The following is an 11,304-nucleotide window of genomic DNA, read 5'->3' on the forward strand; positions in this document are numbered from 1 at the left end:
AGGGTCTCCAGGACGTTGGCGAGCTTTCCGCCGAACGCCTTGTCCACGGCCTCGGCGCCCGGTGCGAGGACCAGGCCCTTGACGCCCTTGGCGACGCCGACGACGAGTGCGTCGGCGCGCAGCGTCGCCGCACCGGAGGTGCTGAGAGTGAGAGCAGTCACGGTGGTGAAATCTCGCTTCCGTAGAGTTCTTTGCCGGTCGAGGGGTGGGCCGACCGTGCCCGGCGCATCGTAGACGCCGCCGCAATGTGCCGGGAATGAGCCTACGCGCGCCCTTGCTGCCGGATCACGGCGGCGGGCCGTCAGTGGGCTCCGGCAGTCGTACGGTTGTCATGCCGGGATGATCTTCCCGGGGGAACGGGGTACGACCGCAACGATGTTGGCGGCACCGCGGCGAGCAGGGGGAACGATGCGCGAACGGGTGGCCACACGTGTGACCGGAGGGCCGGCTGTGCTGTCCGTCACCGTACTGATTCTGCTGGCTGTGCTGGCGGGCTGTACCCCGGCGCCGGAATCCGCCGGGTCCGGCCGGCCCGCCGCGGGGCGCTGGCAGCCCGGACCGGGCACCGACTGGCAGTGGCAGCTCTCCGGCCGGCTGGACACCACCGTGGACGCCCCGGTGTACGACATCGACGGCTTCGATCACGACGCGGCCCAGGTGTCCGCGCTGCACCGAAAGGGGCGCAAGGTCATCTGCTACCTCTCCACCGGCGCCTGGGAGGAGTTCCGGCCGGACGCGGACGACTTCCCCGCCGCGGTCCTCGGTAAGAGCAACGGCTGGGCCGGGGAGCGCTGGCTCGACATCCGCCGCACCGGCGTCCTGGAGCCGCTGATGGAGACCCGGATCGCCATGTGCGCGAAGAAGGGCTTCGACGCGGTGGAGCCCGACAACATGGACGGCTACCGCAACCGGACCGGCTTCCCGCTGACCGCCGCCGACCAGCTGCGCTACAACCGGCTCATCGCGCGCGTCGCCCACCGCCACGGTCTCGCCGTCGGCCTGAAGAACGACCTCCCGCAGATTCCGCAGCTGGTGGGGGACTTCGACTTCGCGGTGAACGAACAGTGCGCCCAGTACGAGGAGTGCGAGGACCTCACCCCGTTCGTGAAGGCGGGCAAGGCGGTCTTCCACGTGGAGTACGAGCTGCCCGTGGCGCGGTTCTGCGCGCAGTCCCGGCGGCTGGGGCTGAGCTCGCTGCTCAAGAAGTACGAGCTCGGCGTCTGGCGCAGGGAGTGCCCGGCGGCCGGGAGCTGACGGGGCGGCGGACCGGCGGTCAGCCGAGCGCCAGCCCCACCAGCGTCACGGTCGCCGCCGTCTCCGCCAGCGCCCCGAACACATCGCCGGTCACCCCGCCGAAGCGCCGCACGCAGTGGCGCAGGAGCAGCTGGGCGACCGCGAGAGCGGCCAGGGCGGCGAGGCCGTACCGCAGCGCCCCGTACCCGCCGAGCAGCGCTCCCGCGCCCGCACAGGCCGCCACCGTCACGAGCGCGACCGCCACCGCGCCGCGGACCGGGACCGTGCCGGCCACCGCGGCGCCCAGCCCGTCCGGCCGGGCCGCCGGGACCCCGCCGCGGGAGGCCAGGGTGAGGGCGAGCCGGGCGACGGCCCCGGCCGCGACGGCCGCCACCGCACCCCGCACCCAGCTCTGCGCGTACAGCTGCTGAAGGACCGCCACCTGTGCCAGCAGCACGAACAGCAGGGTGATCACACCGAATGGCCCAATGTCCGACTGCTTCATGATCCGCAGCGCGTCCTCGGCCGGCTTTCCGCTGCCGAGGCCGTCGGCGGTGTCCGCGAGGCCGTCGAGATGAAGCCCCCTGGTGAGGGCCGCCGGCACCGCGGCGGAGACGACCGCGGCGAGCAGCGGCCCCGAGCCGAACAGCAGCAACAGGCTTCCGGGCACCGCCGCGAGGACCCCCACGACCAGACCGGCCAGCGGGGCGCACAGCATTCCGGCCCGCGCGGCCCCGTGGTCCCAGCGGGTGACGCGGACGGGGATCACGGTGAGGGTGCCGAAGGCGAAACGTATGCCGTGGCTGTTCAGGGAGGTCACGGCGCGCAGGCTAATCGGTGGGCGCGGCCGATAGATTGTCCAAAACGCCATGGACCGGGGCGAAAGCGGTTTATCGGGAGTGGGTGGCATGGGTCACTGGTTCGATCAGAACATCGTCGAGCCGGGGAAATTGCCCCTGCTCCTGGCGCTGGCCTCCTTCGTGCTGACCTTCGCGATCACCCGGGTCATCACCCGGATGATCCGGGCCGGGAAGGGCCCGTTCCGCAACTTCACCCCCGGCGGGGTCCATGTCCACCACGTGGTGCCCGGGGTGGTGCTGAGCGTGGTCGGCGGCTTCGGCGCGGTCGCCAGCGGGCGGTACGGCGTCACGGCCGGGATCTGCGCGGTGGTCTTCGGCATGGGCGCGGGGCTGGTGCTGGACGAATTCGCGCTGATCCTGCACCTGGACGACGTGTACTGGACCGAGCAGGGCCGCCAGAGCGTGGAGGTCGTGGTCCTCACCGCGGCCCTGGTGCTGCTCGTCCTCGGCGGGTTCTCCCCGCTCGGCGTGAACGAGCTGAGCGACGACGAGCAGCAGGGCAGGATTGGCGTCGTCCTCACCCTCGTCGTCAACTTCCTTTTTGTGCTGATCTCCCTGTTCAAGGGCAAGACGCGGATGGCGGTGGTCGGCACCCTGATCCCGTTCGTCGCCCTGTTCGGGGCGGTCCGGCTGGCCCGGCCGACCTCGATGTGGGCGAAGCGGTTCTACCGGCACCGGTACCGGGCCCGCTCCCGTGCGGTGCTGCGCGCCTACCACCACGACGTCCGCTGGGCCGGCCCGCGCCGCAGGTTTCAGGACTTGATCGGCGGCGCACCGGACCGGGTCCCGGCCCCCACGTCCAAACCCTGACCGCGGCGGCGCAGCCTGCGCCGGTCGTGGCGGGCCGAGACCGCGCACAGCACGAGGGCCGCCGCGATGGCCGCCAGATGCTCCTTGCCCGCGAGGTTGCCCTTGACGGCCACCTCGCCCACCATCGCCGCGATCACCAGCGCCCCGGTGAACCAGGCCCGGTGGACATGGCAGAGGTAGACCGCCAGGGCGACCACGGCGGCCGAGGGGCCGGTGTCGACGACCAGGGAGTCGGACGCGGGCAGCCCGAGGAACCCGTCGGGGCCGACCGCGACGCCGATGCGCGCGTACAGCGTCCCGGCCAGGGTGGCGACGTACGCGATCAGCAGCGTCCGCCAAGGGCCCAGGCAGATCTCGGCGATCCCGAACACCAGCAGCAACTGCGCCAGCGCACCCCACACCGGCAGGTCCAGCGCGGGGACGAACAGCGACAGCGGGGTACGCAGCAGAGCCATCCAGAGCGGGTCCTCGGCCCGCACCGCACCGAGCGCCTGTACCGGGCCGAAGCCCCATGACTGGTTCTGCACCACCTGGAGCAGCGCGGTCAGGAAGACCGCGGCCAGCGTCATCGGGACGGCCCGGAGCCGGTCGGCGACGAGCGCCGCCCGTACGGTCGTCCACAGCGGGCCCCACTCCCGGCGGGCCGCACGGCCGAGGGCGCGCAGCGGTCTCATCCACGCGGTCCGAGGTGCGAGCGGTGCAGCCACTTGGGCAGACCGGGCGCCTCCAGGAACCCTTCGGCGCGTCCCGCCGCGATGCCGATGCGCAGCAGGTCGGAGCTCTTCTCGAAGAGCAGGTAGCGCGGTTCCCAGATCGGCCGGTACTTGGCGTTGGCGCGGTACAGCGATTCGATCTGCCACCAGCGCGAGAAGAAGCTGAGCAGCGACCGCCACAGCCTCAGCACCGGCCCGGCGCCGAGCCGCGATCCCCGCTCGAAGACCGAGCGGAACATCGCGAAGTTCAGCGAGACCTGGGTGATGCCGATCTTCTCGGCCCGTTGCAGGAGTTCGATGACCATGAACTCCATCAGGCCGTTCTCGGCGTTCCGGTCACGGCGCATCAGGTCGAGCGAGAGGCCGTTCGGGCCCCAGGGGACGAAGCTCAGCACGGCGCGCAGCTCGCCGGGACCGTCGCCATCGGCGGGCGCGGTGTTGATGTCCCGGCATTCGAGCATCACGCACTGGCCGTCGGCCGGGTCGCCGAGCCGCCCCAGCGCCATCGAGAAGCCGCGCTCGGTCGCCCCGTCGCGCCAGTCGTCGGCCCTGCGCACCAGTTCGGCCATCTCGGCCTCGGGGATGTCCTCGTGACGGCGCACCGTCACGTCGTACCCGGCCCGCTTGACCCGGTTGTACGCCTGGCGGACGGTGCGCATCGCCCGTCCCTCCAGGGTGAACTCGGCGGTCTCCACGATCGCTTCGTCCCCGAGCTCCAGGGCGTCGAGTCCGTGCCGGGCGTAGACGTTGCCGCCCTCCTCGCTGACCCCCATCGCCGCCGGGGTCCAGCCGTGCTCGCGGGCCTCGGCCAGCCAGGGGCCGATCGCCCCGGGCCAGGCCTCCGGGTCGCCGATCGGATCACCGGAGGCCAGTGAGACCCCGCCGACCACCCGGTAGGTGACGGCTGCCTTCCCGGTCGGCGACCAGATGACGCTCTTCTCGCGGCGCAGCGCGAAGTACCCGAGCGAATCCCGCTCGCCGTGCTTGTCGAGCAGGACGCGCAACGCCTCCTCGTCCTGCGGGCTGATCGGGTCGACCGCCCGGCGGGAGCGGAAGGCCGCGTACACGACGGCGATCAGCAGCAGCGTCGACATGATGTTGATCACGACGTTGACCCAGCCGGGCGTGGTGATCCCGGGGATCCGGATGTCGTTGTCGGCGACCGACACCAGCCGCAGCGCGCCGTAGCGCCAGCGGTCCAGGAACGTCGAACGGGCCCCTTCGTGCGCGGTGTTGGTGACCGTGACCAGAGCCGTGGCGATCAGCGAGGTGACCAGCAGCCCGACGACCGCCACCAGCGCGGCCAGTTTCGGATTGGACCGGTCGCCCTTGGCGTAGAACTCGCGCCGGCCGAGGGCCAGCGCGAGGACGAAGGAGGCGGTCAGGACCAGCGAGATCCAGTTCTGCGGGTACCGGCGGATCTCCGGGAAGCCGATCACCGCGGCGAAGAGCAGCAGTGTGAGCCCGCTCAGCGCCATGTTGACGATCCACGCGGCCCGTTTGCGCCTCCGCATGGTGACCGCGAGGAAGAGCGCCACCACCCCGGAGGAGAAACCCGCGGTGAGCAGATAGGGCGTGAAGTAGTTCTCGGTGTTGTGACGCCGCAGATCCTGGCCGAGGGTGACCCAGACGGCGCTCAGGAAGTTGATGAACGACACCACGCGCAGGTACCAGATGGCGAAGGCCGCGCTGCGTTGCGATCGGACGGTGCTCTGCGGCTGGACGGCGCCCCGTCCGGATTCCTCGCTGGCCAATCTGACCTCTCCCATGAAAAGCGATCATATGGGGCATCACACTTCATAAGGGGCGACTCTGCGGCCGGTGTCCGGCGACCGCAGCCGATTGGCCAGCTGCTCCCCGTCAGTCCCCGGACGGTTCGCTGCCGTTGGCCCCTTCGCCGCCGGCCGTCTCCTCGCCGTCCTTCTCGTCTTCCTTCTCGTCGTCCTCGTCGGCGGCCGGTGCGCGCTCGGGCAGTTCCGCCGCCAGCGCGGCCGCGGCCTGTACGAACGGAAGTGCGAGCAATGCCCCGCTTCCTTCGCCGGTGATGACGCCGTGGTCGAGCAGCGGGTTGAGCGCCATCCGGTCCAGCGCCTTCGCCTGCGCCGGTTCACCGCTCAGCTGACCCGCCAGCCACCAGTCCGGCGCCCGGAACGCCGCCCGCTGGCCGACCAGTGCGCAGGCGGCGGAGACCACCCCGTCAAGAATCACCGGGAGCCGGCGCACCGCGGCCTGCAGCAGGAAGCCGGTCATCGCCGCCAGATCGGCGCCGCCCACCGTGGCCAGCAGCTCCAGCTGGTCGCCCAGGACCGGCCGGGCCCGGCGCAGCGCGTCCCGGACCGCCGCGCACTTGCGCATCCAGGCCAGGTCGTCGATGCCCGCGCCGCCGCGCCCGGTGACCACCGAGGCGTCGGTGCCGCACAGCGCCGCGATCAGGGTGGCCGCGGCCGTCGTGCCGCCGACGCTCAGATCGCCGAGCACCACCAGGTCCGTGCCCGAGTCGGCCTCCTCGTCGGCCATCGCCATACCGAGGCGCACCGCCTGCTCGGCCTCCTCGGCCGTCAGCGCGTCCTCGATGTCGATCCGGCCGCTGCCCCGCCGCACCCGGGTCCGAACCACCTGCTCCGGCAGCAGCTCCGGGTCGCAGTCCAGACCGGCGTCGACGATCCGCACCGGTACGGAGAACCGGCGGGCCAGCACGGCGAGCGGCGTCGCACCCTCCAGCGTGGCCCGCACCAGCTCGTGCGCGCTGCCGGCCGCACGTCCGGAGACATCCAGCGCCGCCACCCCGTGGTCACCGGCGAACAGCACCACCCGTGGCTGCTCGATCGGCCTGACCGGCACGGCCTGTTGGGCGGCCGAGAGCCACTCGCCCAGTTCGTCGAGGCGGCCGAGGGCGCCCGGGGGCACGATGAAGCGCTCCCGGCGCTCCTCGGCATCTCGCCGTACACCCCCGTCGGGGCGTTCGATCAGGTCGGAGAAGTCGTCCAGATTCACGGGGGTCTGCCTCGCGGGTCGATACGTCGTGTGGGCCGGGGAGCCCGGCGGCGGGCTCAGAGGTCGCCGGGTGGCCTCCCACTGCGGAACAGTACCTGCCGCGATTTCCGGCCCCGGCCGGTGCGCCGCTCAGCCGCCGAACCGCAGTTGGGTCATGGCGGGGGTCAGGGTGCGCACCCCGGGAAGCAGATTCTGGACGCGGATCAGCTCACCCATCGCACCGCGCCCGCGCGGCAGGCGCAGCGCACGCACCTCGGTGATCGCCGGATGCGCGCCGCGCAGCTTCTGCCGCTCGCCCGGGTCCATCGCCCAGCGCATCGGCGGGACGGTCATGCCGCCGACCTTCGAGGTGCCCGCCACCGTGCCCTTCGCGAGCCACCGGGACATCGAGTCCAGGACGAACACCCCGCCCGGCAGCCGCTCGGCGCAGGCCGCGATGATCCTCCGCACCTCGGCGGGCCGCAGATACATCAGCAGCCCCTGCGCGGTGACGACGACACCCCGTCCCGCCGGGTCCTCGATCCCCTCCAGCCAGGAGAGAGCGGTCGCCGATCCGGACAGCGTCCGCAGCCGGTCCGACGGGGGCAGCAGCGTCCGGCGCAGCGACGCCACCTCGGGCAGCTCCACGCTCAGCCAGTTCAGCCGGCCGTTGTCGACCCGCCAGAACCCGGTCTCCAGGCCGTCGCCGAGCGCCACCACGGTGGCCTCCGGACGGTCGGCGAGGTACGCCTGCACAGCCAGGTCGAAGCAGCGCGAGCGCAGTCCCTGCGCCTGGGAGCTGAACGCGTTGGGCAGACCGAACCGCTCCTCGAACGGGTAGTCCAGCCCCGCCAGCAGCTGGAGCGCCATCGGGTCGTCGAGCACCGGATAGCGCCGGCCGGCCTCGTACGCCCGGTTGTACAACGTCCACAGCAGGGTCTCCGGTACCCCGTCCAGCATCGGCCGCACACGCGCCATGACTCCGCTCCTCACTCCGTCCGCCGCCGGCCGGCAGCCCGTCAGCCGCGCAGCGTCAGCGACTGCCCGGCCACCACCAGCAGCACGTGCTCGCACTCGGCGGCCACCGAGGCGTTCAGCCGGCCCAGCTCGTCCCTGAAGCGCCGCCCCGCCGCCGTCGCGGGCACCACGCCGGAGCCGGTCTCGTTGGTCACCACGACGACGGTACGCCGCGTCCCGCGGACAGCGGCCACGAGTTCCGCCGTCCGCTTCCGCAGCGTGCTCTCCCCGCCGCCCGCCCACGCCGCGTCGTCCCAGGCGTCCACCCGGTCCATCGCGTCCGTCAGCCAGAGCGACAGGCAGTCGATCAGCAGCGGGGGCCCGTCCGAGGTCAGCAGTTCCACCAGCTCGCAGGTCTCCTCGGTGCGCCAGGCCGCCGGTCTGCGCTCCCGGTGCAGCCCGATCCGGGCCGCCCACTCCGCGTCGCCGTTCCGCACGCCGCCGGTCGCCACGTACACGACCTCCGGATACGTCTCCAGCCGCCGTTCGGCCTCGACCGACTTCCCGGACCGCGCTCCGCCGGTGATCAGCGTGCGCCGGGGCACATCCGGTACCGCGTGGTACCCGCCGACCGCCAGGGTGGTCCCGTCCGGCACGGCCCGCGCGCCCGCCGCCGCGAGCCGGCGGTCGAGCTCGGGGCCGGGCGGTGCGTCATGGTCCAGATGGACGGCGATCACCTCGGTGGCCGGGCCGATCGCCGCGACGGCCCGCAGCCGGGCCACCGCGTCGGGCCGTCCCACGACGTCGCCGACCACCATGTCGTACGGCTCCGCCATCCGGTCGGCGAGACCGGCCGGGGCGGCGCCCGGCGGCAGGTAGAGCAGCCGCTCGCCCTCCGGCGCCGTCACCTCGTACCCGGTCCCCGGCACGTCCATCGGCACGGCCCGCACCCGGTGCCCGCTGATCAGCGTCAGCACCCGCCCGTCCGGCACCCGGCCCGCCGGCGGCAGTCCCGCGGGCAGCTCGACGGCGGGGCCGTCGTGCGGATGGGTGAGCAGCACCTGACGTACGCCGGTGAGCGAGTGCCCCGCGCGGGCGGCGGCGAACACGGCCCCGGGGGTGAGGTCGAGCAGCAGCGCGTCGTCGACCAGCAGGGCGGTCGCGGCCCGGCTGCGCACCCCGCGGGCGGTGGCGCAGGCGGCGCAGGGGCATTCGGGCCGCGGCAGCCCGTCGGGGGCTCCGGTGCCGAGCAGAGTCAGTTCCACGGTCCGATCCTCCCGCGTACCGGCACCGGGTGCGCGACGTGGGGGGTACGGGGCGTGCGCGGGCCCCTTCCCGTGCTGGTCCGAAGCACTAGGCTGCGGGACGGAACAAAGTGACCCAGGAGGCGGACATGGCGTGGACGTGGCGGTTCGAGAAGTCCGACGGTACGGAGACGGAGCCGGCCCTTCAGCCGGAGGAATTCACGACGCAGGGCGACGCGGAGTCCTGGATCGGTGAGTACTGGAAGGAACTCCTCGACGGCGGGGCGGCCCAGGTGACGCTCTTCGACGACGCGACGAAGATCTACGGCCCGATGAGCCTCCAGGCCGAGCAGAGCTGACCCGGACGGGCGCCGGGCGGACCCGAGGGCCCGCCCGGCGCCCGCGACGGACGGCCTCCGCGCCCCCGCGGCCCTCAGATCTCGCCCAGCGTGACGTCCGCGGTCTGCTCCGCCTCGTTGCGCAGATACGTCACGGTGACCTTCTGGCCCGGCTTGTCCGCGGCCAGCCCCTCCGACAGGGACGTGATCGTGGTGACCGGCATGTCCCCGAGCTTGGTGATGATGTCGCCGACCCGCAGACCGGCCTTGTCGGCCGCTCCGCCCTTCGACACACTGACGAGTGCGACCCCGGCGGGCTGGTAGCCGGCGTCGACGACCGTACGGCCGGTGATGTCCAGCGCCGCCCGGCCCGAGTCGGTGACCTTGCCGTTCTCGATGATCTGGTCGGCCACCGTCTTCACCATCGACACCGGGATCGCGAATCCGATCCCCGGAGCGGCGCTGCCGCCCATCTGCGGGTCCGTCGCCGCCAGCGTCGGGATGCCGATGACCTCGCTGTTCAGGTTCACCAGCGCACCCCCGCTGTTCCCCGGGTTGATCGCCGCCGAGGTCTGCACCATGTTCGCGATGGTGGCCCCGGTGCCGCCGCCCGCACTGCTCTCGCTCACGGTTCGGCCGAGCGCCGAGACGATGCCCTGGGTGACGCTGCTGGACAGCCCGAGCGGCGAACCCATCGCCAGCACGATCTGCCCCACCGCGACCTTGTCCGAGTCGCCGAACTTCGGGGCCTTCAGCCCCTTGGGTACGGTGTCGAGCTTGATGACGGCCAGGTCCTGCTCGGGATATGCGGCGACCAGCGAGGCGCTCAGCACCTTCTCACCGGTGGCCGAGCTGACCTTGAAGGTCGTCTCCTTGCCGACGACGTGGGCGTTGGTGACGATATGGCCCTTGGTGTCGTAGACGATGCCGGAGCCCAGGCTGTCGGACGCGTCGATCTGCACCACGGACGGAAGCACGTTCTCGATGACGGACTGGTATTCGTCCTGCAGATCGCCGGTGGCCTTCGAGGCCGAGCCCTGCTGGACCGGCGGGCGGGACTTCGTCGCGTCCGGCCCGGAGGAGTTCGAGTTCGAGTCGGAGCAACCGCTGACCAGCGCGATCGCACAGACACCTGCGGTCAGAGGCAGCAGCAGCCGCCGCACATGGCTGCGGGAGCGAAAGGAATCCATGTCCGGATTATTACTTTCAGCCCCATTGGTGGCCCGTCGAGCGCACCCGCCCGAGCGCAACATGCGGTTCTGAGCCCGTCCGGTGGCCGAGGGCAGCGTTCGAGCCCGTCCGGCCATCGAGGGCAAAGCGGCCGCCGGAGGACCCCGGCGAGACCACCCCGTACCGGCTAGCCCCGCACTCCGCACAGGTGCAGCAGCGCCGCCACCCCGCGATACGGATCCGTCCGGCCCGCCCGGTCCTCGGCCGCGAGCACCCGTTCCAGCTCCGCCGCGGCGGGCAGCTCCACGTCGTTGCTCACGTTGTCCGTGAAGACACGTACCCCGTACCAGGCGTGCAGCGGCGCCGCGATCCCGGCGAGCGTCGCGGTGAGGGCGTCGAGCCGGTCCGCGCGCACGGACACCCCGAGCCGGTTGGTGTACCGGTCCGTGTCGAACGAGGCCAGCGCCGCGTCCCAGTCCCCGGCGGTCCCGGCCCGCATCGCCAGCGCGTCCGCGTTCCGCACGAGCAGCGACAGCAGGCCGCCCGGCGCGAGCATCCTGGCCAGTCCGGCCACCATGGCGTCGGGCGCCTGGACATACATCAGCACCCCATGGCAGAGCACCACGTCGAAGCTGCCGGGCAGGAAGTGCACCCCGGTGTCCTGGCCGTTGCCCTCGATGAGCCGGACCCGCTCACGGATTCCCGCGGGCTCGCCGGCGAGCGCCTCGCGGGCGGTCCGCAGCATCTCGGCGTCGGACTCCAGCCCGGTCACGGTGTGGCCGGCCCGCCGGGTGATGCCGTATCCGGATTTTCGGGGGCCTCTTCGGCATGGCTGGAGGGGCTCGGCGGACTGCGCAACACCGTGCGCCAGGAGCTGGTCGCCCGGCAGCTGGACGAACAGATCGCGGGACGCTTCCCCGTCGGGCAGCGGCTGCGGATCCTGGACGTCGGCACGGGCCAGGGCACGCAGGCACTGCGCCTGGCCCGGGCCGGCCACACCGTGACC

The 11,304-nt window shown here is 72.4% G+C and carries 10 protein-coding genes and 3 pseudogenes; 4 read left to right on the forward strand and 9 right to left on the reverse strand.

All coding sequences use genetic code 11. The features are described from left to right. Positions 1-161 (reverse strand): annotated as a pseudogene (locus tag J1C73_RS35760) (leucyl aminopeptidase); the annotation flags it as partial. A gap of 247 nt (positions 162-408) precedes the next feature. On the opposite strand from J1C73_RS35760, the gene J1C73_RS17790 reads away from it, so the two are divergent. Next, complete coding sequence (locus J1C73_RS17790) at positions 409-1,254, forward strand: endo alpha-1,4 polygalactosaminidase (protein WP_207317262.1); 846 nt, start codon at positions 409-411, stop codon at positions 1,252-1,254. Positions 1,255-1,273: 19 nt separating this feature from the next. Here J1C73_RS17790 and J1C73_RS17795 read toward each other — a convergent pair whose 3' ends face one another. Continuing rightward, entirely contained in the window at positions 1,274-2,053 is a 780-nt protein-coding gene (locus J1C73_RS17795) for an adenosylcobinamide-GDP ribazoletransferase (protein WP_207317263.1), read from the reverse strand. Positions 2,054-2,141: 88 nt separating this feature from the next. Between J1C73_RS17795 and J1C73_RS17800 the strand changes: the two genes are divergently transcribed. Beyond that, entirely contained in the window at positions 2,142-2,903 is a 762-nt protein-coding gene (locus J1C73_RS17800) for a hypothetical protein (protein WP_207317264.1), read from the forward strand. Here the strand turns inward: J1C73_RS17800 and J1C73_RS17805 are convergent. The 5 genes from J1C73_RS17805 to J1C73_RS17825 all read right to left on the reverse strand — a co-directional run bounded on the left by J1C73_RS17805 (position 2,846) and on the right by J1C73_RS17825 (position 8,811). Then, positions 2,846-3,577, reverse strand: coding sequence for a hypothetical protein (locus tag J1C73_RS17805; protein WP_207317265.1), 732 nt, complete (start codon positions 3,575-3,577; stop codon positions 2,846-2,848). The two genes, J1C73_RS17800 and J1C73_RS17805, sit on opposite strands and share 58 nt — an antisense overlap. Continuing rightward, positions 3,574-5,385: a phosphatidylglycerol lysyltransferase domain-containing protein gene (locus J1C73_RS17810; RefSeq protein WP_207317266.1), complete on the reverse strand. Its 1,812-nt coding sequence runs from the start codon at positions 5,383-5,385 to the stop codon at positions 3,574-3,576. Before J1C73_RS17810 ends, J1C73_RS17805 begins: the two co-directional genes overlap by 4 nt. Before the next feature lie 91 nt (positions 5,386-5,476). After that, on the reverse strand, positions 5,477-6,610 hold the full coding sequence (gene cobT, locus J1C73_RS17815; RefSeq protein WP_207317267.1) for a nicotinate-nucleotide--dimethylbenzimidazole phosphoribosyltransferase: 1,134 nt from the start codon (positions 6,608-6,610) through the stop codon (positions 5,477-5,479). A gap of 129 nt (positions 6,611-6,739) precedes the next feature. Beyond that, positions 6,740-7,567, reverse strand: coding sequence for a class I SAM-dependent methyltransferase (locus J1C73_RS17820; RefSeq protein ID WP_207317268.1), 828 nt, complete (start codon positions 7,565-7,567; stop codon positions 6,740-6,742). A 41-nt stretch (positions 7,568-7,608) separates the two neighbouring features. Next, a complete protein-coding gene (locus J1C73_RS17825) occupies positions 7,609-8,811 on the reverse strand; it encodes a bifunctional adenosylcobinamide kinase/adenosylcobinamide-phosphate guanylyltransferase (protein WP_207317269.1) in 1,203 nt (400 codons plus the stop codon). A gap of 128 nt (positions 8,812-8,939) precedes the next feature. Here J1C73_RS17825 and J1C73_RS17830 point away from each other — a divergent pair, with 128 nt between their 5' ends. After that, positions 8,940-9,149 (forward strand): hypothetical protein, encoded by a 210-nt coding sequence (locus J1C73_RS17830; protein WP_123471458.1) that lies wholly within the window; start codon positions 8,940-8,942, stop codon positions 9,147-9,149. Between the two features lie 74 nt (positions 9,150-9,223). Here the strand turns inward: J1C73_RS17830 and J1C73_RS17835 are convergent, their stop codons facing one another. Together J1C73_RS17835 and J1C73_RS17840 are read right to left on the reverse strand one after the other, a co-directional pair. Beyond that, complete coding sequence (locus J1C73_RS17835) at positions 9,224-10,318, reverse strand: S1C family serine protease (protein ID WP_207317270.1); 1,095 nt, start codon at positions 10,316-10,318, stop codon at positions 9,224-9,226. 167 nt (positions 10,319-10,485) lie between these two features. Continuing rightward, positions 10,486-11,085, reverse strand: a pseudogene (locus J1C73_RS17840) (methyltransferase domain-containing protein); the annotation flags it as partial. On the opposite strand from J1C73_RS17840, the pseudogene J1C73_RS17845 reads away from it, so the two are divergent. After that, positions 11,074-11,304 (forward strand): annotated as a pseudogene (locus tag J1C73_RS17845) (SAM-dependent methyltransferase); the annotation flags it as partial. The pseudogenes J1C73_RS17840 and J1C73_RS17845 sit on opposite strands and share 12 nt — an antisense overlap.

This window comes from Streptomyces laculatispora (assembly GCF_017353455.1).
Classification (GTDB): domain Bacteria; phylum Actinomycetota; class Actinomycetes; order Streptomycetales; family Streptomycetaceae; genus Streptomyces; species Streptomyces laculatispora.